Genomic DNA, 24,318 nt, shown 5'->3' with positions numbered 1-24,318 from the left:
GTCACTCTCTCTCCATGTTCAGCGGGAAATGGCAGGCGAACAGGTGGTTTTTGGCCCCGGCCAGGCGCGGCGTCTCAATACATTTACGCTGAGCATAGGGGCAGCGCGGCCCAAGGCGACAGCCAATGGGTAAATGTTCCAGCAGAGGGATGGCGCCGGGCAGGGTATTAAGCCGGCTTTTATGCGGCATCGCACTACCAAAATCGGGAATCGCGCGGATCAGCGCCTGCGTATAAGGGTGATGCGGTGTGGTCACCAGATCTTCACTGAATGCGGTTTCTACCGTCTGGCCGCAGTACATCACGTCAATTTTATCTGCCCATTTACTCAGCATTTGCAGATCATGGCTGATCAGCAAAATGGTGGTGTTGTTATTTTGATTCAGCCGCGACAGCAGGCGGAAAATCTGCGCCTGCGTGGTGGGCTCCATCGCGTTGGTGGGTTCATCGGCAATCAGCAGACGTGGCTGGTTCGCCAGCGCGATGGCAATCATTACCTTCTGACATTCGCCGTCAGTCAGCTCGTAAGGAAAACTGCGCATGGCATCTTTATGATCTTTTATCCCGACCCGGTGCAGTAACTCAATGGCACGGCGCTTGCGCCAGCCAAAACGCTGCCACCAGCGACCTTTATAGGTCCAGCCGGGGATGTTCTGCATCAGCTGTTTACCCACTCGTTCAGACGGATCGAGACAGGATTGCGGCTCCTGGAAGATCATCGATACGTTATGGCCCACCAGCTTACGCCGCTCGCGTGCGGAAAGGCGCAGCAGGTCTATATCATCGAAGCGCATACGGTCGGCCGTGACCCGCCAGTTGTCTTTTGCCACGCCGCAGATGGCTTTGGCAATAAGGCTTTTACCCGAACCGGATTCTCCTACCAGTCCGCGAATCTCGCCTTCGCTCAGGGTAATGCTGACCCGATCGACGGCTTTGACCCAGCCTTCGCTGGTCTTGAATTCGATCGTTAAATTGCGAATATCCAGTAATGGCATTACTCCACCCCCGCATCAATCGCACGGCGAATGCCGTCGCCCAGTAGGTTGACCAGCAGTACGCTAACCATAATCGCCGCGCCGGGCAGCATCACCGTCCAGGGCGCCACGTAAATAAGCTCCAGCGCGTCGCCGAGCATCGCGCCCCATTCAGGTGAAGGGAGCTGTGCGCCAAGATCAAGAAAGCCGAGGGCCGCGATATCCAGAATCGCCATCGACAGGGCGCGGGTGATCTCTGTCACCATCCCCGAGGCGATGTTGGGCAGCACGGCGAACCATAAAATGTTCAGGGTGGTGGCGCCATCAAGACGCGCCGCCACAACATACTCTTTCTCCAGTTCGTCATGTACCAGGCTGTAGACCGAGCGCACCATACGCGGCAGCAGCGCCAGCCAGACGGCAAACATGGCGTGGCTCAAATGAGGCCCGAAAAAGGCCACCACGATAATGGCCAGCAGCAGTGACGGAATCGACAGCAGGGTGTCGAGAATATGGTTCATCACCGCCGAGCGCAGGCCATGCGTCGCCCCGGCCAGAATGCCCAGCGCCAGACCGCACAGTGTGGCGGCAAGCGTGACAATAAGCGCACCGCCCACGGTAGGGGCCGCGCCGCTTAACAAACGGCTCAGGAGATCGCGCCCCAGATCGTCGGTCCCCAGAAAGAATGAGACCTCGCCATAGCGCGACCAGGACGGAGGCAACAACTGATAACCGAGGAACTGCTGATCAATACCATAAGGTGCAAACCAGCCGCCTAACAGACAGAGCAGCAGCAGGCCACCACAGCCGTAAAGGCCGACCATTGCCGGCGTATCCCCGTAGAATTTACGCCACGCGGTGCGTAGCGCACCGGGGGTGCGTTTTTCGCTGTAAACGCTATCGTAAGGCATACCATTCCTTATGTTTCAGTGGGTTAGCCATAGCGCCCAAAATATCGGAGATCACGTTCACAATGATCACCAGTGCACCTATTACCATCACGCCCGCAGAAATGGCGGCGTAATCTTGCTGGCGGATAGCGTTAATCAGCCAGCGACCCAGACCCGGCCAGCTAAAGACCATTTCGGTGATCATCGCCAGCGTTAACATGGTCGAAAACTGTAAGCCCAGACGCGGTATTACCGGCGGCAGCGCATTATGCAGCACATGGCGGCGCAGAATCGTCAGGCGCGATAGTCCGCGCGTCGCGGCGGCTTTGACGTAGTTCTGATCAAACACATCAATGGTACTGATACGCATCAGGCGAATCACCTCCGTGGTGGGGGCCACGGCAAGGGTCAGCACTGGTAAAACCATATGACTCACGGCGCTGACGATCATCTCGTGGCGCCACGGGGAGTCAGATAACCAGGCGTCGATGATGGCAAAACCGGTGACGGTTTTCACGTTATAGAGCAGGTCGAAGCGCCCTGATACCGGCAGCCAGCCGAGAGTCAGCGAGAAGAACAGCGTCAGCAACAGAGCCAGCCAGAAGACCGGCACTGAGAAGCCCAGCAGTGCGAAGGCGCTTATCAGCTTATCCTGCCACTTATTGCGGGTGATCCCGGCCAGCATCCCCACGGGAATACCAACCATCAGCGCAAAACCGAAAGCGAGGATACAGAGCTCCATGGTCGCCGGGAAGACCTCTTTTAACTGCTCGGAAATGGGCTGACCATTAATGCTGGAGACGCCAAAGTCCCAGTGCAATAAGCCGTCAAACCAGAATACCCAGGCATTCCATAACGATGCCCCCTGCAGCGGCGCATGAGGGGTGAAATAGCTCAGGCTGAAGCCAATAAAGGTCAGGAAGAAGAGGGTAATAAGCAGCAATACCAGCCGGCGTAAGGTAAAAATAATCACGGTTTTTTCACCTCTTCCGGTTTCTCACGAGAGACGCCCGCAAAGGACGCATTGCCAAACGGACTGAGTACCAGGCCTTTCATATCGTAGCGGTAAGCCTGCAGACGCAGGGAAGAGGCCAGCGGTAACACCGGCAGTTCTTTCGCCAGAATACTCTGGGCTTCATCGTAGGCATCAATGCGCGCCGCAAGTTGCTGGGTGGCCAACGCTTTCTGCAGCACAGCGTCGAATTCCCGATTACACCAGTGCGCGTAGTTGGTTTGCGAATCGATCGCCGCGCAGCTCATGAGCGGGCGGAAAAAGCTGTCCGGATCATTACTGTCCGTCGCCCAGCCCGTGAGCGTGAGGTCATGATTCATATCCATCAGGCGCGCCTCCTGGAAACGCCCTTCGACCGGCACAATCACCACTTTCACCCCCACCTGCGCCAGATCCGCCTGCAACAATTCGGCGGTTTTCAGCGGGCTGGGGTTCCAGGCCTGCGAGCTGGTGGGGACCCACAGCTGCAGGGTGAGATTCTCGGCACCCAGCGCTTTTAACTGCTCGCGCGATTTAGCCGGATTGTACTCCGTAATTTTAGCCTCATTATCATAAGCCCACGAGGCGCGCGGTAAGATCGATGCCGCCGTTTCAGCGGTACCATAATAGATAGACTGCATTAAACGCTGATTATTGATAGCCAGCGCCAGGGCATGACGCACCGCCGGGTTATTCAACGGCGGTTTGTTGGTATTGAAGGCCAGGTAGGCAATGTTCATGCCGGGGCGCAGAGTCAGGCGCAGGCGCGGATCATCACGCAGAATCGTTAACTGGCTGGCGGCCGGCCAGGCCAGAACATCACACTCACCGGTCAGCAATTTTGAAAGTCGCCCCGTACCGCCGGAACCCAAATCGACTACCACCTGAGGCATCAGTGGTGTCCCACGCCAGAAGTGGGCATGTCGCTGCAGGCGGATATACTGGCCAGCGCGATACTCCTCCAACTGGAAGGGGCCGGTTCCCACGGGCTGGCGGTCCAGCAACTCCTGCTGATCGCGCTGTGCCAGAACGGTGGCATATTCAGCAGACATCACCGAGGCGTAGTGCGTCGCCAGATGCCAGAGGAAAGAGGCATCTGGTCGGGAGAGTGAAAACTCTACCGTATGGGCATCGATTTTTCGCACATCCTTAACGGTGTCAGCGAACTGCAGGCTGTCGAAGTACGGGAAAGCCTCACCGTTAATATAGTGCCAGGGATGCTGGCGATTAAAGATCCGCTGGAATGTAAAGACCACGTCGTCCGCGTTGAGTTTGCGGGTCGGTTTAAACCACGGCGTAGTCTGGAAATCAACGTCGTCGCGCAGACGGAAACGGTAAGTCGCGCCGTTATCCAGCACCTGCCAGCTTTCAGCCAGTTCAGGCACTAACCGGTAGGTATAGGGATCGACGTCCAGCAGGCGATCGTAGAGCTGAGCGGCGAGCGTATCAACGATCAGCCCGCTACTCGCTTTCTGCGGATTGAAGGTATTGACCTGGCCACTTACGCAGTAGACAAAGCCGCTTTCGCGAATATCAGTGCGATCCGCAGGGGAGGGGACGGCGAATGCCTGGCTGCTGAACAGGCCGAGTGCAATCAGGGACGAGAAAACCAGACGCATAATATTTAGGGTTTTTAGATTCAATCTGCAAAGTGTATCGCACTTACGCCTGCCAGGTAAAAATGTCTGCGGGTAAGTGCTGATAATGTCAGCGCATTTGATGCTTTTTGAGCAATGCCCTTAATTGATGGTAGGTCAGGCCCAGCAGTTCAGCGGCGCGTTTCTGGTTATATTTTGCCTCGTTCAGGCTCTGCTCAAGCAGTTGCTTTTCCTGATCAAGCTGAAACTGGCGTAAATCAAGCGGCAGAGCGTGATCGCTGGGCTGAACGGGCTCCTTCTCGTGCCGCTGCGTACGTAAGAAGGGATCGAGAATGATATCGTCCAGTTCGGTCTCGCTGGTGCCGTGGCGGTAAACCGAACGTTCCACCACGTTTTTCAGCTCACGAATGTTGCCTGGCCAGCGGTATCCCATCAGGGTTTCGCGGGCGCGCTCGCTGAAGCCGGGAAAGAGGGGCAGGCCAAGCTCGCGACACATCTGGATGGCAAACTGATCGGCCATCAGCATGATATCGCTGCGTCGTTCGCGCAGCGGCGGGAGTAGCACGACATCAAACGCCAGCCTGTCCAGCAGGTCGGCGCGGAATTTTTCTTGTGCCACCATCTCCGGCAGGTCGGCGTTTGTGGCGCAAACCAGTCGCACGTTTACCTGCAAGGGCTGGCTACCACCCACACGCTCCAGCTCGCCATATTCAATCACGCGCAACAGTTTCTCCTGCACCAGCATCGGCGCAGTGGCCAGCTCGTCAAGAAACAGGGTGCCACCATCGGCACGTTCAAAGCGACCGGGGTGACGTTTTTGCGCGCCGGTAAAGGCGCCAGCCTCATGCCCAAACAGTTCTGTATCAAGTAAGTTCTCATTCAACGCGGCGCAGTTCAGCGAGATAAAGGGGCCATCCCAGCGCCCGGAAAGGTAGTGCAGGCGGTTGGCAATCAGCTCTTTACCGGTCCCGCGTTCGCCAATAATCAGTACCGGTTTATTGAGAGGGGCCAGCCGCGAGACCTGCTCAAGTACCTCGAGAAAACTGTTGGCTTCTCCCAACAGCGTGTCTTTAAATTCAGCCATGATGAAATTAACCATTTAGTGGTGTGATTCACTAAGCGAGAGTAGGATGTAACTGACCAAAAAGCAATCACAATGTTGAAAATCAATAAGATATAAAAATGGCACGCTATTTGTATTAGTCATTCAGCAGGGCATCGCCCGATTACTACATTGTGAGGATTGAATTATGGGTATTTTTTCTCGTTTTGCCGACATCGTGAACGCCAACATCAACTCACTGCTCGAAAAAGCGGAAGATCCGCAAAAGCTGGTGCGTCTGATGATTCAGGAGATGGAAGACACGCTGGTAGAAGTGCGCTCCACCTCTGCGCGTGCGCTGGCAGAAAAGAAACAGTTAACTCGCCGCATTGAGCAAGCGACCGCACAGCAGAGCGAGTGGCAAGTGAAGGCCGAGCTGGCGTTGCGTAAAGAGAAAGACGATCTGGCCCGCTCCGCACTGATCGAAAAACAGAAGCTGACCGATATCGTCGCGACGCTTGAGCATGAAGTGACCCTGGTTGATGAAACCCTGGTGCGCATGAAAAAAGAGATCGCTGAGCTGGAGAACAAGCTGAGCGAAACCCGTGCCCGTCAACAGGCGCTGGCGCTGCGTCATCAGGCGGCCAACTCTTCCCGCGATGTGCGTCGTCAACTCGACAGCGGAAAACTGGATGAAGCGATGGCGCGTTTTGAATCTTTCGAACGTCGCATTGATCAAATGGAAGCCGAGGCCGAAAGCCACAGCTTTGGCAAACAGAAGTCCCTGGATCAAGAGTTTGCAGAACTGAAAGCGGATGATGAAATCAGTGAGCAACTGGCTGCGCTGAAAGCCAAAATGAAAGTCGATAACCAATAATAACGTTAGCGGTGCCCACAGGCGGCACCGCCACTCATCGTAAGACAAGGAGTAGACATGAGCGCGCTTTTTCTTGCCATTCCACTGACCATTTTCGTGCTGTTTGTTTTGCCGATTTGGCTGTGGCTTCACTACAGCAACCGCTCTTCACGTAGCGAATTATCCCAAAGCGAGCAGCAGCGACTGAGTCAGCTAACCCTCGATGCGAAAAAAATGCGTGAGCGTATCCAGGCGCTGGAAGCCATCCTGGATGCGGAACATCCACAGTGGAGGGATCGTTAATGGCCGGATTGAATCTGAATAAAAAATTGTGGCGTATTCCTCAGCAGGGGATGGTTCGTGGGGTGTGTGCGGGTCTTGCGCATTACCTGGATGTCCCGGTTAAGCTGGTGCGCGTAGTGACTGTGCTCTCCATCTTCTTTGGCCTGGCCTTTATTACGTTAGTGGCCTATATCATTTTGTCCTTCGTGCTGGATCCGATGCCGGAGGGAGCGATGGAGGGGGAAAACGTCCCTACAAGTTCTGAATTACTGGATGCGGTGGATGCCGAACTGGCGTCAGGCGAACAGCGCCTGCGCGAAATGGAACGGTATGTCACCTCCGATACCTTTACGCTGCGAAGCCGTTTTCGTCAGCTATAACTGAGAGAACAGAGATGAATCAACGCTGGCACAAGGCCGGGCAGAGTGTTAAACCAGGCCTCAAAATCGCAGGGAAGCTGGTACTACTCACCGCATTGCGCTACGGCCCGGCAGGGGTTGCGGGCTGGGCGATCAAGTCGGTCGCACGTAAACCCGTCCGACTGTTGCTGGCGGTGGCCCTCGAACCCTTACTGAAAAAACTGGCGACTCGCCTTTCCGGCAAACTGAAATAACGGCACATCGATGATGTGCCATTGCCCTTCGGGGGCTTTTATTCCCTTCTTGTTAACCCCATGTCATATATTTAAGAACAATAATTCCTTCAGACGATACAGGATGGCGATGAAGCGATTTAAAAATGAACTCAACTCGTTGGTCAACCGCGGGGTTGACCGGCATTTGCGCCTGGCGGTCACTGGACTGAGCCGCAGCGGCAAAACCGCCTTTATCACGGCGATGGTCAACCAACTGCTCAATCTTCATGCGGGGGCGCGTCTGCCGCTTCTGAGCGCCGTGCGCGAAGAGCGTCTGTTAGGCGTAAAACGCGTGCCCCAGCGCGATTTCGGTATCCCCCGTTTTACCTATGATGAAGGGCTGGCGCAGCTGTACGGTACGCCTCCCACCTGGCCGACGCCGACCCGTGGGGTTAGCGAAATCCGCCTGGCGCTTCGTTTTCGCTCCAATGACTCACTACTGCGCCACTTCAAAGAGACGTCTACGCTCTATCTTGAAATCGTAGATTACCCCGGCGAATGGCTGCTGGACCTGCCCATGCTGACGCAGGATTACCTGAGCTGGTCCCGGCAGATGACCGGTTTGTTACAGGGTCACAGGGCCGAGTGGTCAGCCAAATGGCGCAGCCTCTGTGAAGGGCTGGATCCGCTGGCTCCGGCTGATGAAAACCGTCTGGCCGCTATCGCTGAAGCCTGGACCGACTATCTGCATCAGTGCAAAAAAGAGGGGCTGCACTTTATCCAGCCGGGCCGCTTCGTGCTGCCCGGGGATATGGCGGGTGCACCCGCGCTGCAGTTCTTCCCCTGGCCGGATGTGGAGACCTACGGCGAATCTAAGCTGGCGCAGGCCGATAAACAGACCAACGCCGGCATGCTGCGCGAGCGTTTTAACTATTATTGCGACAAAGTGGTCAAGGGCTTTTACACCAACCACTTTTTGCGCTTCGACCGTCAGATCGTGTTGGTTGATTGCCTGCAACCCCTTAACAGCGGCCCGCAAGCTTTCAACGATATGCGTCTGGCGCTCACCCAGCTCATGCAAAGTTTCCACTACGGCCAGCGAACGCTGTTTCGGCGCTTGTTCTCCCCGGTCATTGATAAACTGCTGTTTGCCGCCACCAAAGCCGATCACGTGACGGTAGATCAGCACGCCAATATGGTCTCACTCCTGCAACAGCTGGTGCAGGATGCCTGGCAGAACGCCGCCTTCGAGGGGATCAGCATGGATTGTCTGGGGCTGGCGTCGGTTCAGGCTACGCAGAGTGGGCTGATTGACGTAAACGGTGAGAAAATCCCGGCGCTGCGCGGGCATCGTCTGAGCGATGGCGAACCGCTTACGGTCTATCCCGGGGAGGTGCCCGCTCGCTTGCCAGGCCAGGCGTTCTGGCAAAATCAGGGTTTTCAGTTTGAAGCATTCCGTCCTCAGACGATGAATGTCGATCAACCGCTACCGCATATACGCCTGGATGCTGCACTGGAGTTTTAATTGGAGATAAATTGCGATGACGGAACCGCTCAAACCCCGTATTGATTTCTCCGGACCGCTGGAGCCGGACCGCACCGAAGCGTTTCGCTCTGCGCAGACCTTTAACGGCCCCCAGGCGGACAACTTCGCACCGGCGTTAACAGAAACGCTGCTCGCTGAAGAAGAGGGCCAGGCGGAAGCGGTTGTGGAGCAGGCCCTGCGGCCTAAACGCAGCCTGTGGCGCAAAATGGTCACCGCCGGGCTGGCGCTGTTTGGTATAAGCGTGGTGGGCCAGGGCGTTCAGTGGACGATGCACGCCTGGCAGACGCAAGACTGGGTGGCACTGGGAGGTTGCGCGGCGGGCGCCCTGATTATTGGCGCAGGGGTCGGATCGCTGGCCACCGAATGGCGTCGACTCTGGCGCCTGCGTCAGCGTGCGCACGAGCGCGACGAAGCCCGCGATTTGCTACACAGCCATGCCACGGGCAAAGGGCGTGCATTCTGTGAAAAATTAGCGCAACAGGCGGGGATGGATCACTCTCATCCAGCGTTGCAGCGCTGGTACGCCGCGATTCACGAAACGCAGAATGACCGGGAAGTGGTTTCACTGTACGCACACCTGGTACAGCCGGTACTCGACTCGCAGGCGCGACGTGAAATCAGCCGCTCGGCCGCTGAGTCCACGCTTATGATTGCCGTCAGTCCGCTGGCGCTGGTGGATATGGCCTTTATTGCCTGGCGTAATTTACGGCTGATCAACCGCATCGCCACCCTCTACGGCATTGAGCTGGGGTACTACAGTCGGCTGCGACTGTTTCGCCTGGTACTGCTCAACATCGCGTTTGCCGGCGCCACTGAACTGGTACGTGAGGTGGGTATGGACTGGATGTCTCAGGATCTGGCCGCGCGTCTCTCGACCCGCGCCGCCCAGGGTATCGGGGCTGGTTTACTGACCGCACGTCTGGGGATCAAAGCCATGGAGCTCTGCCGTCCGCTGCCGTGGATCGAGGGGGACAAACCGCGGCTCGGTGATTTCCGCCGCGAATTGATCGGCCAGTTGAAAGAGACGTTGAATAAAAAGCCGCAGTCCCAGGCGGACTGAGTGTTATTTCCGCAGGCTGTCAATATTTGTTGACAGCCATCTTCCTGAATAGCGATATCTGGCTTATCATTTGTAGGTTACTGGCTTATAGAGTGATTTTCCCATGCGTCTGGAAGTTTTTTGTAAGGACCGTCTCGGCCTGACTCGCGAGTTACTTGATCTCCTTGTTTTGCGTAGCATTGATCTGCGCGGCATTGAGATCGATCCCATCGGGAAGATTTACCTCAATTTCGCCGAAATCGAATTCGATACATTCAGCAGTTTGATGGCTGAAATCCGCCGTATCGCTGGCGTTACGGATGTGCGCACGGTGCCGTGGATGCCTTCCGAACGCGAACATCTGGCGCTGAACGCCCTGTTGCAGGCGATGCCGGAACCGTTTTTATCCCTTGATATGAAAAGCAAAATCGAGCGTGCCAACCAGGCAGGCTGTCAGCTTTTCGGTCTTGACGCAGACAAATTGCGTAACCATACGGCACCCCAGCTGATCCCCGGTTTTAATTTCCAGCGCTGGCTGGAGAGCAACCCGCAGTCCACCCACAGCGAACACGTGGTGATCCACGGGCAAAACTTCCTGATGGAGATTACGCCGTTTTACCTGAAGGGTGAAAATGACGTCAGCGTGCTAACCGGGGCGGTGATTATGCTGCGCTCTACGGTGCGAATGGGACGTCAGCTGCAGGACCTCAGCAGCCAGGATATGAGTGCGTTCAATCAGATCATCGCTGTCAGCGCGAAGATGCGTCACGTCGTTGACCAGGCCCGTAAGCTGGCAAACCTCACCGCGCCGCTGCTGATCACCGGCGATACCGGCACCGGTAAAGATCTGCTGGCGCATGCTGTCCACCTGGCCAGCCCGCGCGCGGCAAAACCCTATCTTGCGCTTAACTGCGCTTCGATTCCGGAAGATGCGGTCGAGAGTGAGCTGTTCGGCCACGCGCCGGAGGGGATAAAAGGGTTCTTCGAGCAGGCCAACGGCGGCTCGGTCCTGTTGGATGAGATTGGCGAAATGTCGCCGCGCATGCAGGCCAAACTGCTACGTTTCCTTAATGACGGTACGTTCCGCCGGGTGGGGGAAGATCACGAGGTTCACGTGGATGTGCGCGTCATCTGCGCGACCCAAAAAAACCTGGTGGAGCTGGTACAAAAAGGGCTGTTCCGGGAAGATCTCTACTATCGTCTGAACGTGCTGACCCTGAATATTCCACCGCTGCGTGATTGCCCGCAGGACATCATGCCGTTAACGGAACTCTTTGTCGCTCGCTTTGCCGATGAGCAAGGTATTCCGCGTCCTAAATTTTCGTCCGATCTGAGTAACGTGCTGACGCGCTACGGCTGGCCGGGCAATGTGCGGCAGTTAAAAAACGCGATCTACCGGGCCCTCAGTCAGCTGGAAGGTTATGAGCTCCGCCCACAGGACATTCTGCTGCCGGACTATGACGCCGGTACGGTGTCAGTGGGTGAAGAGGCGATGGAAGGTTCGCTGGATGATATCACCAGCCGTTTTGAACGCTCGGTACTCACCCAGCTTTATCGCGATTACCCCAGCACCCGTAAGCTGGCGAAGCGTCTGGGCGTGTCGCATACCGCAATCGCCAATAAGCTGCGCGAGTATGGACTGAGCCAGAAAAAAGGTGACGAGTAACAAAAAAGCCTCCTTGCGGAGGCTTTCTTATTTTGCCGTAGCGCTTAGGCTTTCAGGCTTTCCAGCGCAGCCGTGTAATCTGGCTCGGTGGTAATTTCATCCACCAGCTGGCTGAAGACGACATTGTCGTTTTCATCAATGACCAGAACAGCACGTGCGGCCAGGCCTTTCAGCGCGCCTTCGGCAATGCCCACGCCATAGTTCTGCAGGAAATCTGCGTTACGCAGCGTAGACAAGGTGATGACGTTGCTCAGACCTTCTGCGCCGCAGAAGCGAGACTGGGCAAACGGCAGATCGGCGGAAATGCACAGCACCACGGTGTTGTCCATTTCAGTGGCCAGTTGGTTGAATTTACGCACTGATGCGGCACACACGCCAGTGTCGATGCTTGGGAAAATGTTCAGGACTTTACGTTTGCCAGCAAACTGGCTCAACGCGACGTCGGACAGGTCTTTTGCTACGAGAGTAAAAGCCTGTGCCTTGCTACCCGCCTGCGGAATGGCACCAGCAACAGCAACCGGGTTGCCCTGGAAATGAACGAGTTGTGACATGGATATCTTCCTGTTTACATATAGTTAACGTCGCCGCTAGTGTATGACAACAGCGAATAACACGGCAAACCCTATTTACGATAAGTCGCATTACAGGAGCGAGTGATGAAAACCCTCAAGGTTTACGAAGAAGCCTGGCCTCTGCATTCACCCTTTGTCATCTCCCGGGGTGCCCGCAGCGAAGCCTGCGTCGTGGTCGTTGAAATCGAGGAGGAGGGCATTAAAGGTGTGGGGGAGTGTACGCCTTATCCGCGCTACGGCGAAACGCCAGCCTCTGTGATGGCGCAAATTATGGCCCTGGGGCCAGAAATCGAGCAGGGTATGACGCGCGAAGCGCTGCAGGCTGCTCTGCCCCCCGGGGCGGCTCGCAATGCCGTAGACTGCGCACTCTGGGATCTTGCCGCCCGTCAGCAGGAGATGCCTCTGGCGCATCTGGCGGGTGCCACGCTCCCCCAAAGCCTCATAACGGCCCAGACAGTGGTCATTGGCGAGCCCGAGCAGATGGCCGCCAGCGCCCAGGCGCTCTGCGCGGCCGGAGCAAGATTGTTGAAGGTCAAACTGGACGATCGCCTGATAAGCGAACGGATGATTGCGATCCGTGCGGCAGCACCAGAGGCTACGCTGATTGTCGATGCTAATGAATCCTGGCACGTTGAAGGGCTGGCGGCGCGCTGCCAGCTGCTGGCAGACCTCGGGGTGGCGATGCTTGAACAGCCTCTCCCCGCGGGGGAAGATGCGGCGCTGGCGAACTTTATTCATCCGCTGCCTATCTGTGCCGATGAGAGCTGCCACACGCGTGCAAGCCTGAGTGAGCTGAAAGGGCGCTATGAGATGGTCAATATAAAACTCGATAAAACGGGTGGGCTGACCGAGGCGCTGGCGTTAGCTAATGAGGCGCAGGAGCAGGGGTTCGCCCTGATGCTGGGCTGCATGCTCTGCACCTCCAGAGCCATCGGCGCCGCGCTGCCGCTGGTGCCAGAGGTCAGCTTCGCCGACCTGGATGGCCCCACGTGGCTGGCGGTCGATGTCTCACCCGCCCTGCAGTTTCGCGCCGGTACCCTCTATCTTTGAGCTTCCCAGCGCAGCAGGCCCACCATCGCTTTCAGATACTTCTCGCTGGCTTCGTCAGAGGAGATGGGGGGGAACTCTGCGGTGATGCAGTGCAGACCCAGGTCCGCACACCAGCTACCAAACGAGCCTGGCGTTTCATAGCCGACGCTGGTGACCAGTGGCAGGGAGAAAGCCTCTGCCAGCCAGCGTCCCAGCGCCGTATGGCCGGGGTCCTCTATACAGGCGAGCGGATCGTGAAACGAGACCACCCATGCCGGGTGCAGCTTGTGAATCAACTTGCACAACCCCTGGGTTTCGGGCTCTGAACCTGGCTTTTCGCCGGTTAGCAGCACCACATCCCGCTCTTCTGCCGCGCTGTTCCAGCGATAAACCGTCTCGCCTGCGCGCCAGTTTGCTGCCGGGAAGTTGCGATTTAAATCCACCCCGCGCGCGTTGGCGCGCAGCCCCAACTGACACCCATCCGGATTAACCGTCAACACCACGTGATGCCGACGCTGTTCGGGCGCCAGAGTGCGTAGCGCGCAGGAGAGGGTGACAATCGAGGAATTTTCATCGCCATGGGTGCCGGCGATGATAAGGCCACTTTCACGATCGGCATTGGGCGCGGGAAACCAGATAAGCGGCGCGCCAAGCAGTGAGCGACCATAATGTTCGGTGCCGGGAGGAAAAGCGCCACGTTCTGTTCGGGGGCGAGTAAGGGTCATAGGGGATCCTGATGATAATGGTGCTTACTGGCAGTGTTGTGCAAAACATCCGCTTAATCAAATAGTTTCGCCAGCCCGGGAAAACTGGCGCATATCATGTTTCCGGCGTAAGTTATTTGCATTTCACTGTTCTGAAACAAATAATTAGCCATCTGCTTGTTAGCCACTATTCCAGAGAGGATCTCATGAAGCATCCTGTTTCGCTGCTTACTTCTGCCCTGTTGCTGTGCGGCCTGTCATCCTGGTCCTTTGCGGCGGATATTCCTTCCGGCACGCAGCTGGCGCCGAGACAGGAGCTGGTTCGCCATATTAAAGATGAACCCGCTTCACTCGATCCCGCCAAAGCCGTGGGGCTGCCTGAAATTCAGGTTATACGCGATCTGTTTGAAGGCCTGGTAAACCAGAACGAGAAAGGCGAGCTGGTACCGGGTGTTGCTACCCGCTGGCAGAGCAATGACAACCGGGTCTGGACCTTCACCCTGCGCGATAATGCCCGGTGGTCAGACGGTACCCCGGTCACGGCACAAGATTTTGTTTACAGCTGGCAGCGTCTGGTTGATCCGAAAACCACGTCGCCTTTTGCGTGGTTTGCTGCGCTGGCAGGCGTGACCAATGCCCAGGCGATCATTGACGGGAAAGCCACGCCAGACAAGCTCGGCGTGACGGCGGTAGATAACCACACCCTGCGCGTGCAACTGGATAAACCCTTGCCGTGGTTTGCTAACCTTACCGCCAGTTTCGCCTTCTATCCGGTACAAAAAGCCAACATCGAAAGCGGTAAAGAGTGGACCCGCCCTGGTGCGCTGGTAGGAAACGGCGCGTTCGTGCTGAAAGATCGGGTGGTGAACGAGAAGCTGGTGGTCGAGCCCAATACGCATTACTGGGACAATGGCAAAACGGTACTGAAGAAGGTGACCTTTGTGCCGATCAATCAGGAGTCTTCCGCCACCAAACGCTACCTGGCGAACGATATCGACATTACAGAATCTTTCCCGAAAAACCTCTATCAAAAGTTACTGAAAGATATTCCAGGGCAGGTCTATACGCCCCCTCAGTTAGGTACCTATTACTACGCCTTTAATACCCAGAAAGGGCCGACCGCCGACGCCCGGGTGCGTCTGGCGCTGAGTATGACCATCGACCGACGCATTATGGCCGAGAAAGTCCTGGGTACGGGCGAAAAACCGGCCTGGCACTTCACCCCGGATGTGACGGCGGGCTTTACTCCGGAGCCGTCGCCGTTTGAGCAGATGTCGCAAGAGGAGCTTAACGCCCAGGCGAAAACCCTGCTTCAGGCGGCAGGCTATAATCCTCAGCGCCCCTTGAAGCTGACGCTGCTGTACAACACCTCTGAAAACCACCAGAAAATCGCCATCGCGGTGGCGTCGATGTGGAAGAAGAACCTCGGCGTGGATGTGAAGCTGCAAAACCAGGAGTGGAAAACCTACATCGACAGTCGTAACACCGGCAACTTCGATGTGATCCGCGCCTCGTGGGTAGGGGATTATAACGAGCCGTCGACTTTCCTCTCGCTATTGACCTCCACCCACACGGGGAATATTTCACGCTTCAACGACCCGGCGTATGACAAGGTGATTAACCAGGCATCCATGGAGACCACCGCGAAGGCGCGGAATGCGGATTACAACGCCGCAGAGAAAATTCTGGCCGAAAAAGCCCCAGTGGCCCCGATTTATCAATACACCAATGGCCGCTTGATCAAACCCTGGGTGAAGGGCTACCCGATCAATAACCCGGAAGACGTGGCCTACAGCCGCACGATGTATATTGAGAAGCACTGATGCGTAGCGGTTGCCTGTGAAGGTCAGGCAACCGCGCCTAATCAGAAGGGGGGACGTGAAACCGGGCTACCCCTTCAGGCGGCCAGCACCTTGTTACGCCCATCGTTTTTTGCGCGGTAGAGCGCATCATCCACCCGTTTGAAAAGTTCATCTATGTTCTCGTCCGGGTTGTGACGTGCGACACCAATACTGACAGTAAAGCGCGGCAGGCCGGGAAGGGCGATGTGAGCAATAGCGACGCGAAGAGTTTCTGCCAGTTGTAAAGCAGCTTCCAGTGAAGTGCGGGGGAGCAGCAGGACAAACTCTTCGCCCCCCCAGCGGAAGACGTAATCGTCTTTGCGGCAACAACTCTCCAGCATCCTTGCAAGGGCAATTAATACCTCATCCCCCTTTTGATGGCCGAACATATCATTAATATCTTTGAAGTGATCGGTGTCCACCAGCAGCAGGCTGAACTCCTGCTGGAGCGGCAGCTGAGCGGCGGTTGTTTTGTCGGTCAGACTATAGAACTGACGGCGGTTCAGCAGCCCCGTGAGCGAATCGCGAAGGGCGGCGTGCTCAAGTTCCTGCTCCAGCCTTTTTTGCTCGGTAATATCGTGAATGATGCACAGCATCAACTTATCGCCATAGATTTCAATTGGCCCGGCGTAGGTCTGTACGTGGCGGGTGGTCCCGTTTGCGAGGCGATGGACAAAATTCAGCGGCTTATGTCCGCCGGGCAAGCGGGCGATTTCGTTCATGACTGGCAAGATGTTCCGGCCAAGGGTGTTGATCTCCCAAGTGTGTTTGCTGCACATCTCGTCATGGTTATAGCCGTAGAAAGTGAGGGCCGCGACGTTGGCATCTACGATCTGGCCGTCACGGGCCGGATCGATCAGCAGCATCGGCGCGCTGTTAGTGAGGAAAAAGCGGGCGTAAAAACCCTGTTTTTTGCGCTGATAGGTGGCCGAGCGGGTGGCTTTGAGTCCCGTCGCAGGCTGGGGAGGCAGACCTTCGAAGACAATCACTTCGCCATAAGGGGCAAAGGAGGTCAGCGACAGCCGGCAGCTCAGGGTGATTTGTTCGTCGCGATGCAGGATAGTCCAGACCTCAACAATCTCCTGCTGCGCTTTTAAATCTGGAACATACATGGCCAGCGACGTTTGCGCATGGGCGCAGTAATTCCCCTTACGCAGCGCGTCGAACGTTGCCCCCTGCATAAACGCTTTCGCCACCGTATTGGCAAAAAGCAGGGTTTCTGTTTCCGCGGAGATCAACCAGACGGGCGTTTTAAGAATATTAAGCGCATCAAACTCAGGTAGCGACATAATTAAGTCCCATTTATCGGCACGCAGCCTGGACCATAACGGAAACGACACGCACGGGTTTCTTTGCAACATACTCTACTTCATACCATCAGGCATGATTTTTTTGTGAGACCCGCGCATGATTCTTATTTATTTTACTGACGGCTAACGTTTTGCTGTCGCCACGAGCGGAGCTGAAAACCGGGTCTCAATCGCCACGTAATTAATCAACAAACGCGCGTTCGCGGTAAAACGTTGGGTCCGTACAGGGTCGTCAATCATCGAGATGATAACAGGGAGCCAGGATAGAACGGGGTGGTGGATGAGAACCGGAATAAAAACACTGTTTTATAAATTATTGCATCTCTGGCCTGCAGAAGTCGAAACAGTCTGGCAAATAATTGACCATTCGGTCAAAATATTATTTCTGGGTCTATACGTTATCGGTATTCAGCGAAAAATCTTTATCATTATTTGTAGCGGTATTGAAGAAACATGCCATCTCGATAATACTTAAGTGTGACTAAATTAGGTTTAATCAACCCTGATTCTTTTCATCAGTGAGACGTAGCGCAATTAAAAACTACGTTGTTAAAAAATAACGATATAGTATATAGAGCGCATGCGTACTGGAGTTTTTGCTGGTTTGTATTTATTAATGGCAGATTATATCCTTACCTAACGCAAATTAACTGGTATGACCACCAAAGGCAACAAGACCTTAAATTTGAGATGAAAAATAAAAAGGCGGGTGCTATAAACTCAATATCGACAAAAATATCGATTGCGGACTCTATTATGCTTAAAAACATTAGCGTAAGAACATTTGTTCTTGTTTATCTCGTGGGCGTCTTTTTAATATCCAATTTCCTGGTTGCAGTGTCTCCCGGTAAATTCACTCTACTGATCGCGTTGAACATTTTCTTCATCGTCGCTTTTTTACTGTTATTCACCTATTTGACACAATTTCTTGTGAAGCCGATCAATACTGTGAAAAAAAGTATTGAAGAAGTTACCGCGGGCAAACTGGGCGTAATCATTCCTGAGTTCGGTAATAATTGCGCCGGGCGATTAATCCCGGGCATTAACACGCTATCCGGCAATATCGCGACGCTGGTAAGTGAAATTCGTGCCTCTTCACAAACGGCGATGAGCCTGTCGGATCAACTGGCGGCACGCAGCGCCGCGCTGTCGGCCAAAACAGAGCAGCAGTCGGCCTCACTGGTAGAAACGGCGGCCAGTATGGAGCAGATGGCCGCCACCACACGTAACACGGCAGACAACACCCGTCTGGCCAGCGAGCGGGCGAATGCCGCCACACAGCAGGCGAAAAAGGGGGGCGAGTTGATGGGGCAGGTGGCGAATAATATGAATTCGATAACCGAATGCGCTCAGCAGATGACCGAAATTATCTCCATGATTGACGGTATCGCTTTCCAGACCAATATTCTGGCCTTGAACGCGGCCGTAGAGGCCGCACGCGCCGGCGACCACGGTAAAGGCTTCTCGGTCGTGGCGGGTGAGGTACGTAGCCTGGCCCATCGCAGTGCGGAAGCGGCCAAAAACATTAAATCGCTCATCGACGTGACCAGCCATAACGTCAACCAGGGGGCGATGGTGGTGTCGGAGGCAGAAAAGAACATGCGCGATATCGTGAGCGGCTCGGGTCAGGTGAGCCAGCTAATGAATGAGATTTCGAACTCCACCAGCGAACAGGAGATGGGCATTGCGCAAATCACCCTCGCGCTGAGCGACCTGGAGAACGTGACCCAGAGCAACGTGGCGATGGTCGATGAACTCTCTGGCTCCTCTGCGGTATTAAAAAATCAGGTGATTGAGCTGCAGGCCCGCACGCGTAACTTCCGTCTTGAGCAAGAGAATACGGAAAACTATGGCATGGATGGTCGACGATTAGCCTCACGAATGGGGCACTCTTACTAAAGATAAAGCCTGGTTCGCCAGGCTTTTTTATGAGCAAATTCAGCGCGATGCCCATGTAAATTGTTGCTTAACATGCCAGGGTGGCTAGACTGACAACAAGATAGATGAAAGGCGGAGGCGCTGTGGAAGGCATTAAAGGATCTGAAGTTAACGTTCCTGACGCGGTATTTGCGTGGATACTTGACGGAAAGGGGGCAGCAAGGCCGCTGGAAAACGACGATATCATCGATCGTGAACACCCTTGCTGGCTTCACCTGAACTACACGCAACCTGAGAGTGCTGACTGGCTGGCATCGACCCCATTACTCCCCAACTATGTGCGCGATGCGCTGGCTGGGGAAAGTCTGCGCCCGCGCGTTACGCGAATGGGTGAGGGTACCCTGATCACCCTGCGGTGTATTAATGGCAGCACCGATGAACGTCCCGATCAGCTGGTAGCGATGCGCGTGTATATGGATGAGCGGCTCATTGTCTCGACGCGTCAGCGCAAGGTACTGGCGCTGGACGATGTCATTAATGATCTGAAAGAGGGGACCGGGCCGGAAGATTGTGGTGGCTGGCTGGTGGATGTCTGCGATGCCCTGACCGAGCACGCCAGCGAGTTTATTGAAGAGCTGCACGATAAAATTATCGATCTGGAAGACAATCTGCTCGATCAGCAAATTCCCCCGCGCGGTTTCCTCGCGCTCCTGCGCAAACAACTGATTGTGATGCGGCGCTATATGGCTCCGCAGCGCGATGTCTATGCACGGCTGGCGAGTGAGCGCCTGAGCTGGATGAATGACGATCAGCGCCGGCGGATGCAGGATATCGCTGACCGTCTTGGCCGCGGGCTGGATGAGATTGACGCCTGCATCGCGCGAACCGCGGTGATGTCCGATGAGATTGCGCAGGTGATGCAGGAGTCGCTATCCCGGCGCACCTACACGATGTCGCTGATGGCGATGGTCTTTTTACCCAGTACCTTTTTAACCGGCCTGTTTGGCGTCAATCTGGGCGGTATTCCCGGAGGGGCATACCGCTTCGGTTTTTCAGTGTTTTGCATCATGTTAGTGGTTTTAATCGGCGGTGTTGCATGGTGGTTGCATCGCAGTAAATGGCTGTAAATTTACGCATTTCTCAGGTTGTGAAAAGCTTAAAACGCCATTTTACTTGAGCGAGGTCAAGAAACTGCCTGTCGTAAAGGTGCACTATTCGTTTCGCAGGTGAATGCAACGTCAAGCGATGGGCGTTGCGCTCCATATTGTCTTACTTCCTTTTTTGAATTACTGCATAGCACAATTGATTCGTACGACGCCGACTAAATTAGTCGGCTTTTTTTTGCCTGTCGTACAGCAGCGTCTACCCTAAAAGAGTCACTCCCAATGCCCGGAGGGTAAAATGACCTGTCTGTTAACACTGCTGCTCTGGCAGCCACAACAATCGGACCCGGTGCCTACCGACCCGGTACCTGTGCCCGAACCTATTCCGCGTCCGCAACCGATGCCGGATCCACCCCCTGATGAAGTTCCGATTAAAATGTCGCATCGTAAGGGCAGATCTGCGAGGATACGCGCCTGCTGACTGTGACTTTTTTAACGCGAGAATAATTGTGACCGCCTTTTCTACACTGAACGTACTGCCTGCTGCCCAACTCGATAATCTCAACGAGTTGGGCTACCTGACGATGACCCCTGTACAAGCTGCCGCGCTTCCGGCGATCCTTGAGGGACGCGATGTACGCGTGCAGGCGCAAACCGGCAGTGGTAAAACGGCTGCATTCGGTCTTGGCCTGTTACAGCACATTGATGCCTCGCTGTTCCAGACGCAGTCGCTGGTACTTTGCCCGACCCGGGAGCTGGCGGATCAGGTGGCTGGCGAACTGCGCCGTCTGGCGCGTTTCTTGCCTAACACCAAAATTTTAACCCTCTGCGGCGGTCAGCCGTTCGGCGCCCAGCGCGACTCCTTGCAACATGCGCCGCACATTATCGTTGCCACGCCGGGCCGTCTGTTAGATCACCTGCAAAAAGGGACGGTGTCGCTGGAGGCCCTGCAAACATTGGTGCTTGATGAAGCCGACCGCATGCTGGACATGGGATTTAGCGAGGCCATCGACGAAGTGATCCGTTTTGCCCCTGCCTCTAAACAAACCCTTCTCTTTTCGGCGACCTGGCCACAAGCCATTGCGGCGATCAGTGGCCGGGTGCAGCAAAATCCACTGGCGATCGAGATCGACACTGTGGATGCGTTACCCGCGATCGAACAGCAGTTCTTTGATACCACGCAGCAGGGCAAAATCCCGCTGCTCCAGAAGCTGCTAAGCATTCACAAACCCGCCTCCTGCGTGGTGTTTTGTAATACTAAAAAAGATTGCCAGTCGGTGTGTGACGCCCTGACCGCGGCGGGCCAAAGCGCGCTCTCCCTGCATGGAGATTTAGAACAACGCGATCGTGACCAGACTCTGGTGCGTTTTGCCAACGGCAGCGCGCGCGTGCTGGTGGCGACGGATGTGGCGGCCCGTGGCCTGGACATCAAATCCCTGGAGCTCGTGGTGAACTACGAGCTCGCATGGGATCCCGAAGTCCATGTCCACCGTATCGGACGTACTGCGCGTGCAGGGAACAGCGGGTTAGCCATCAGCTTCTGCGCGCCGGAAGAGGCGCAGCGCGCCAACATCCTGGCGGAGATGCTGCAAATCAAACTGAACTGGGTCACAGCCCCGGCGAATGTCAGTATTACGCCGCTGGCGGCGGAGATGGCCACCCTGTGCATTGATGGCGGGAAAAAAGCCAAGATGCGTCCGGGTGATGTGCTGGGGGCGTTAACCGGTGACATTGGGCTGGAGGGTGCCGATATCGGGAAAATCGTTGTCCATCCCGCTCACGTTTATGTGGCAGTACGTCAGTCGGTAGCGCAGAAAGCCTGGAAACAGCTGCAAAACGGAAAGATTAAAGGCAAAACCTGCCGCGTTCGCCTGCTGAAATAAGCGGGGAAATCGCGTCTCAGCGCTTGTCTGAGACGCGTTGTTTTTATTTCACTTCAATGACGTTCAGGCGCATCTCATCCAGCTGTGCGTCATCTTCTTCCGGCTGCCATCCGGCCGGCTGCATCGGAATATCTTCGCGGTCAAAGGCCAGATCGCCGCCGTTCACCACTTCCGAACCGTGCTTAATGCCTTTAAAGTCAAACAGGTTGATATCGCTAAGGTGCGACGGCACCACGTTCTGCATGGCGCTGAACATGGTTTCAATGCGACCTGGATAGCGTTTGTCCCAGTCACGCAGCATGTCGGCAATCACTTGGCGTTGCAGATTAGGCTGCGAGCCGCACAGATTACACGGAATAATTGGGAAGGCTTTAGCCTCGGCAAAGCGCTCGATATCTTTCTCGCGGCAGTAGGCCAGTGGGCGGATCACAATGTGCTTACCGTCATCGCTCATCAATTTTGGCGGCATGCCTTTCATCTTGCCACCGTAGAACATATTCAGGAACAGGGTTTGCAGGATGTCGTCGCGGTGATGACCGAGGGCAATCTTGGTGCAACCCAGCTCGGTGGCAGTACGGTAGAGAATACCGCGACGCAGGCGAGAGCAGAGCGAGCAGGTGGTTTTGCCTTCCGGGATCTTCTCTTTCACAATGCCGTAGGTATTCTCTTCAACAATCTTATACTCCACACCCTGCTGGTCCAGATATTCCGGCAGGATATGCTCCGGGAAGCCCGGCTGTTTCTGATCAAGGTTGACCGCAATCAGCGAGAAATTGACCGGGGCGCTCTGCTGGAGGTTTCGCAGGATCTCCAGCAGGGTATAACTGTCTTTACCACCTGACAGGCAGACCATGATGCGGTCGCCTTCTTCAATCATGTTGTAATCCGCAATGGCTTCGCCGACGTTACGACGCAGACGCTTTTGCAGCTTGTTCAGGTTGTACTGTTCTTTTTTACTAATATCTTGATTCTGTTGCATTTAAAAGTTACTCAGATATCAAATGGGGCACCAGTGGGGTAAAGCGCCGGTCTGGTCTTCAGCATTACCGCCTGTTCGCTATTGCTCTCATCTTCAAGAAAGCAAAGATTTCGTACACCCTCTGCGCATGAATGTGCCCCATCCGATTAACAATAAAAGACGGGTTAGCGCCTGCTGGTCATCACCAGCATGCGAAAGTGTGCCGTGTATGGTACGGATTGCGGCGACGAATGCCAGCATGTTTTAGCGCAGAACGTCACTCTTGCTTCCTGCGCAGCAAAATTTGTAAACGCTTCAGGAACGCATAAAGGGTAAAGAGCGTGCATCGCCTCTATTTTCTCTCACGCCTGGCGGGTAAAAATAAGTGATCGCGGTGCGCTAAAAAACGCGCTTTAAGGGGCACCATGATAAAAAAAAGCCCCCACAAGGAGGGCTACAGGAGTCTCAGTCTTAACGCTCTTTTTATTGATGTTTCCCCGGAGTTGGCATTCTCCGCATCAGAGTCATCAATAGCCTGGCAGCCTGGCCACCAACAACAAGCGTATGGCCTGGTGATTAGGACTTTCCTTACGTATAACCTCACACATTAGCCCCCCAGCCCATTAATTACGGCAAATTAAGCACCTGAGCGGCAATGCCTTGCCCAGCCAAAGTACAAGAAGGCGTTACGTCATGCCCGGCAGGCGGGCAGTAATCGCCAGCGCGTCTTACACTTAACCCGTACCGGTGGGGCTTGTCATAACAGGGTGCGCATTTTTAGCAGAGTTTCAACGAGGGGGATCTTATGGCAAATAAAGTGTCAGCGCAGTGCCACTGCGGCGCGGTGCAATTTACGGTTGAACTGTCGGATGGGTTTAACACCATCCGCCGCTGTAACTGCTCCTTTTGCCGTATGCGCGGCGCGGTAGTGGTCTCGGCACCGCTGTCGGGCGTGACGGTGCTGAAAGGCAAAGATAAACTGACAGAGTACCGATTTAACACGCGGACGGCGGCGCACTATTTTTGTTCAGTATGCGGCATCTACACCTTCCATCAGCGTCGTTCAAGGCCCGATCAATATGGCGTGAACGTGGCCTGCATTGAGTATGTTTCGCCGTTCGACTTCCCGGAAGTGGAGGTTTCGGAAGGGACCGTACATCCGAACGACGGCGGCGGTGGGCTGGCAGGAATACTCACCTATCGCCCGGCCCGCAGGCTGGCGGATTAGCCTGGAGGTTAAGGGCAGACGCACAGCGGAGGTGCGTTCACCGAAGCTTCGTCTCTTTAAACTTCCCTTTTACGACGCCATCATAGAAGCGACCTTTCGAGACGACGCTCAAAAAGTCGTTATAAATACGTACCGGCACGCGCTGATAACGGTACGCGCTGCGATCGATAAAACGAATCTCCAGCGTTTCGCTAAATGTATCGTAAGCAATAGACGCGATGCGTGAAGATTTGACGGCGTGATGATTCATAGCAAGGTCCCCTTTACTTCGAGGCAGAGGTGATAGTAATCCTGGCTCAATTCCCCCGGTTGACGCAACTAAAAAGAGTGGTTGCGTGTAAAGCCTAAATATAAG

General features: G+C 55.2%; 23 protein-coding genes and 2 pseudogenes. 14 read left to right on the top strand and 11 right to left on the bottom strand.

Features of this window, described 5'->3' with window-relative positions:
* Position 1 precedes the first annotated feature (1 nt).
* From sapD to pspF, 5 genes are all read right to left on the bottom strand, one after another.
* Positions 2-994, bottom strand: coding sequence for a putrescine export ABC transporter ATP-binding protein SapD (sapD, locus tag JZ655_RS11490; protein WP_207291838.1), 993 nt, complete (start codon positions 992-994; stop codon positions 2-4).
* Positions 994-1,884: a putrescine export ABC transporter permease SapC gene (gene sapC, locus JZ655_RS11485; protein WP_046885227.1), complete on the bottom strand. Its 891-nt coding sequence runs from the start codon at positions 1,882-1,884 to the stop codon at positions 994-996. The genes sapD and sapC overlap by 1 nt, the downstream gene beginning before the upstream one ends.
* Positions 1,871-2,836 (bottom strand): putrescine export ABC transporter permease SapB, encoded by a 966-nt coding sequence (gene sapB / locus JZ655_RS11480; RefSeq protein WP_046885228.1) that lies wholly within the window; start codon positions 2,834-2,836, stop codon positions 1,871-1,873. Before sapB ends, sapC begins: the two co-directional genes overlap by 14 nt.
* On the bottom strand, positions 2,833-4,473 hold the full coding sequence (gene sapA / locus JZ655_RS11475) for an ABC transporter substrate-binding protein SapA (RefSeq protein ID WP_046885229.1): 1,641 nt from the start codon (positions 4,471-4,473) through the stop codon (positions 2,833-2,835). The genes sapB and sapA overlap by 4 nt, the downstream gene beginning before the upstream one ends.
* An 88-nt stretch (positions 4,474-4,561) precedes the next feature.
* A complete protein-coding gene (pspF, locus tag JZ655_RS11470) occupies positions 4,562-5,551 on the bottom strand; it encodes a phage shock protein operon transcriptional activator (protein ID WP_172657812.1) in 990 nt (329 codons plus the stop codon).
* 151 nt (positions 5,552-5,702) lie between these two features.
* Here pspF and pspA point away from each other — a divergent pair, with 151 nt between their 5' ends.
* The 7 genes and pseudogenes from pspA (at position 5,703) to tyrR (ending at position 11,457) form a co-directional block, all read left to right on the top strand.
* Positions 5,703-6,371 carry a phage shock protein PspA gene (gene pspA, locus JZ655_RS11465; protein WP_207291837.1) on the top strand — a complete coding sequence of 223 codons (669 nt, stop codon included), beginning with the start codon at positions 5,703-5,705 and terminating at the stop codon, positions 6,369-6,371.
* Between the two features lie 57 nt (positions 6,372-6,428).
* On the top strand, positions 6,429-6,653 hold the full coding sequence (gene pspB, locus JZ655_RS11460; RefSeq protein WP_040075387.1) for an envelope stress response membrane protein PspB: 225 nt from the start codon (positions 6,429-6,431) through the stop codon (positions 6,651-6,653).
* On the top strand, positions 6,653-7,012 hold the full coding sequence (gene pspC, locus JZ655_RS11455) for an envelope stress response membrane protein PspC (RefSeq protein WP_040075388.1): 360 nt from the start codon (positions 6,653-6,655) through the stop codon (positions 7,010-7,012). The genes pspB and pspC overlap by 1 nt, the downstream gene beginning before the upstream one ends.
* 14 nt (positions 7,013-7,026) lie before the next feature.
* On the top strand, positions 7,027-7,245 hold the full coding sequence (gene pspD, locus JZ655_RS11450) for a phage shock protein PspD (RefSeq protein ID WP_040075390.1): 219 nt from the start codon (positions 7,027-7,029) through the stop codon (positions 7,243-7,245).
* A 109-nt stretch (positions 7,246-7,354) separates the two neighbouring features.
* Positions 7,355-8,751 (top strand): annotated as a pseudogene (locus tag JZ655_RS11445) (YcjX family GTP-binding protein).
* The gene (locus JZ655_RS11440; protein ID WP_207291836.1) at positions 8,748-9,812 is read left to right on the top strand and encodes a YcjF family protein; all 1,065 of its coding nucleotides are present in this window, start codon (positions 8,748-8,750) and stop codon (positions 9,810-9,812) included. The pseudogene JZ655_RS11445 and the gene JZ655_RS11440 overlap by 4 nt, the downstream one beginning before the upstream one ends.
* 103 nt (positions 9,813-9,915) lie before the next feature.
* Entirely contained in the window at positions 9,916-11,457 is a 1,542-nt protein-coding gene (tyrR, locus tag JZ655_RS11435) for a transcriptional regulator TyrR (protein WP_207291835.1), read from the top strand.
* Between the two features lie 44 nt (positions 11,458-11,501).
* Here the strand turns inward: tyrR and tpx are convergent, their stop codons facing one another.
* Positions 11,502-12,008 (bottom strand): thiol peroxidase, encoded by a 507-nt coding sequence (gene tpx / locus JZ655_RS11430; RefSeq protein ID WP_040075395.1) that lies wholly within the window; start codon positions 12,006-12,008, stop codon positions 11,502-11,504.
* Positions 12,009-12,113: 105 nt separating this feature from the next.
* Between tpx and ycjG the strand changes: the two genes are divergently transcribed.
* Positions 12,114-13,079, top strand: a complete 966-nt coding sequence (ycjG, locus tag JZ655_RS11425) for an L-Ala-D/L-Glu epimerase (protein WP_207291834.1) — start codon at positions 12,114-12,116, stop codon at positions 13,077-13,079.
* On the opposite strand, the gene mpaA is transcribed toward ycjG, so the two are convergent.
* A complete protein-coding gene (gene mpaA, locus JZ655_RS11420) occupies positions 13,070-13,783 on the bottom strand; it encodes a murein tripeptide amidase MpaA (protein ID WP_207291833.1) in 714 nt (237 codons plus the stop codon). The two genes, ycjG and mpaA, sit on opposite strands and share 10 nt — an antisense overlap.
* Before the next feature lie 185 nt (positions 13,784-13,968).
* Here mpaA and JZ655_RS11415 point away from each other — a divergent pair, with 185 nt between their 5' ends.
* Positions 13,969-15,585, top strand: a complete 1,617-nt coding sequence (locus JZ655_RS11415; RefSeq protein ID WP_207291832.1) for a peptide ABC transporter substrate-binding protein — start codon at positions 13,969-13,971, stop codon at positions 15,583-15,585.
* A 74-nt stretch (positions 15,586-15,659) separates the two neighbouring features.
* Here the strand turns inward: JZ655_RS11415 and JZ655_RS11410 are convergent, their stop codons facing one another.
* Positions 15,660-16,892, bottom strand: a complete 1,233-nt coding sequence (locus tag JZ655_RS11410; protein ID WP_207291831.1) for a GGDEF domain-containing protein — start codon at positions 16,890-16,892, stop codon at positions 15,660-15,662.
* A 777-nt stretch (positions 16,893-17,669) separates the two neighbouring features.
* On the opposite strand from JZ655_RS11410, the gene JZ655_RS11405 reads away from it, so the two are divergent.
* The 4 genes from JZ655_RS11405 (at position 17,670) to dbpA (ending at position 21,777) form a co-directional block, all read left to right on the top strand.
* The gene (locus JZ655_RS11405; RefSeq protein WP_072039505.1) at positions 17,670-18,812 is read left to right on the top strand and encodes a methyl-accepting chemotaxis protein; all 1,143 of its coding nucleotides are present in this window, start codon (positions 17,670-17,672) and stop codon (positions 18,810-18,812) included.
* Between the two features lie 122 nt (positions 18,813-18,934).
* Complete coding sequence (zntB, locus tag JZ655_RS11400) at positions 18,935-19,918, top strand: zinc transporter ZntB (protein ID WP_040078480.1); 984 nt, start codon at positions 18,935-18,937, stop codon at positions 19,916-19,918.
* 274 nt (positions 19,919-20,192) lie between these two features.
* Positions 20,193-20,375, top strand: a complete 183-nt coding sequence (gene ynaL / locus JZ655_RS21390; protein WP_072039506.1) for a proline-rich small protein YnaL — start codon at positions 20,193-20,195, stop codon at positions 20,373-20,375.
* 28 nt (positions 20,376-20,403) lie between these two features.
* A complete protein-coding gene (gene dbpA / locus JZ655_RS11395; protein ID WP_046885238.1) occupies positions 20,404-21,777 on the top strand; it encodes an ATP-dependent RNA helicase DbpA in 1,374 nt (457 codons plus the stop codon).
* A 43-nt stretch (positions 21,778-21,820) separates the two neighbouring features.
* On the opposite strand, the gene ttcA is transcribed toward dbpA, so the two are convergent.
* Positions 21,821-22,756, bottom strand: a complete 936-nt coding sequence (gene ttcA, locus JZ655_RS11390) for a tRNA 2-thiocytidine(32) synthetase TtcA (RefSeq protein ID WP_207291830.1) — start codon at positions 22,754-22,756, stop codon at positions 21,821-21,823.
* A gap of 11 nt (positions 22,757-22,767) precedes the next feature.
* Positions 22,768-23,009, bottom strand: a pseudogene (locus JZ655_RS21545) (hypothetical protein); the annotation flags it as partial.
* 531 nt (positions 23,010-23,540) lie between these two features.
* Between JZ655_RS21545 and JZ655_RS11385 the strand changes: the two are divergent.
* Entirely contained in the window at positions 23,541-23,963 is a 423-nt protein-coding gene (locus JZ655_RS11385; RefSeq protein WP_207291829.1) for a GFA family protein, read from the top strand.
* A gap of 37 nt (positions 23,964-24,000) precedes the next feature.
* On the opposite strand, the gene JZ655_RS11380 is transcribed toward JZ655_RS11385, so the two are convergent.
* On the bottom strand, positions 24,001-24,213 hold the full coding sequence (locus JZ655_RS11380) for a KTSC domain-containing protein (RefSeq protein ID WP_207291828.1): 213 nt from the start codon (positions 24,211-24,213) through the stop codon (positions 24,001-24,003).
* Positions 24,214-24,318 lie beyond the last annotated feature (105 nt).

The sequence above is a fragment of the Leclercia pneumoniae genome (assembly GCF_017348915.1).
In the GTDB taxonomy this organism is placed as follows: domain Bacteria; phylum Pseudomonadota; class Gammaproteobacteria; order Enterobacterales; family Enterobacteriaceae; genus Enterobacter; species Enterobacter pneumoniae.
Note: the sequence above shows the minus strand (reverse complement) of the source record. Positions and strands in the feature narration are given on the sequence as shown.

Bases quoted from the DNA above. Each gene is read 5' to 3' on its own strand.
- pspA (WP_207291837.1), top strand. From the start codon at position 5,703: ATGGGTATTTTTTCTCGTTTTGCCGACATCGTGAACGCCAACATCAAC.
- JZ655_RS11410 (WP_207291831.1), bottom strand. From the start codon at position 16,892: ATGTCGCTACCTGAGTTTGATGCGCTTAATATTCTTAAAACGCCCGTC.
- tyrR (WP_207291835.1), top strand. From the start codon at position 9,916: ATGCGTCTGGAAGTTTTTTGTAAGGACCGTCTCGGCCTGACTCGCGAG.
- JZ655_RS11380 (WP_207291828.1), bottom strand. From the start codon at position 24,213: ATGAATCATCACGCCGTCAAATCTTCACGCATCGCGTCTATTGCTTAC.
- sapC (WP_046885227.1), bottom strand. From the start codon at position 1,884: ATGCCTTACGATAGCGTTTACAGCGAAAAACGCACCCCCGGTGCGCTA.
- mpaA (WP_207291833.1), bottom strand. From the start codon at position 13,783: ATGACCCTTACTCGCCCCCGAACAGAACGTGGCGCTTTTCCTCCCGGC.
- sapD (WP_207291838.1), bottom strand. From the start codon at position 994: ATGCCATTACTGGATATTCGCAATTTAACGATCGAATTCAAGACCAGC.
- JZ655_RS11385 (WP_207291829.1), top strand. From the start codon at position 23,541: ATGGCAAATAAAGTGTCAGCGCAGTGCCACTGCGGCGCGGTGCAATTT.
- pspF (WP_172657812.1), bottom strand. From the start codon at position 5,551: ATGGTTAATTTCATCATGGCTGAATTTAAAGACACGCTGTTGGGAGAA.
- ttcA (WP_207291830.1), bottom strand. From the start codon at position 22,756: ATGCAACAGAATCAAGATATTAGTAAAAAAGAACAGTACAACCTGAAC.
- pspD (WP_040075390.1), top strand. From the start codon at position 7,027: ATGAATCAACGCTGGCACAAGGCCGGGCAGAGTGTTAAACCAGGCCTC.
- tpx (WP_040075395.1), bottom strand. From the start codon at position 12,008: ATGTCACAACTCGTTCATTTCCAGGGCAACCCGGTTGCTGTTGCTGGT.
- JZ655_RS11415 (WP_207291832.1), top strand. From the start codon at position 13,969: ATGAAGCATCCTGTTTCGCTGCTTACTTCTGCCCTGTTGCTGTGCGGC.
- sapA (WP_046885229.1), bottom strand. From the start codon at position 4,473: ATGCGTCTGGTTTTCTCGTCCCTGATTGCACTCGGCCTGTTCAGCAGC.
- JZ655_RS11405 (WP_072039505.1), top strand. From the start codon at position 17,670: ATGCTTAAAAACATTAGCGTAAGAACATTTGTTCTTGTTTATCTCGTG.
- ynaL (WP_072039506.1), top strand. From the start codon at position 20,193: ATGACCTGTCTGTTAACACTGCTGCTCTGGCAGCCACAACAATCGGAC.
- pspC (WP_040075388.1), top strand. From the start codon at position 6,653: ATGGCCGGATTGAATCTGAATAAAAAATTGTGGCGTATTCCTCAGCAG.
- pspB (WP_040075387.1), top strand. From the start codon at position 6,429: ATGAGCGCGCTTTTTCTTGCCATTCCACTGACCATTTTCGTGCTGTTT.
- ycjG (WP_207291834.1), top strand. From the start codon at position 12,114: ATGAAAACCCTCAAGGTTTACGAAGAAGCCTGGCCTCTGCATTCACCC.
- JZ655_RS11440 (WP_207291836.1), top strand. From the start codon at position 8,748: ATGACGGAACCGCTCAAACCCCGTATTGATTTCTCCGGACCGCTGGAG.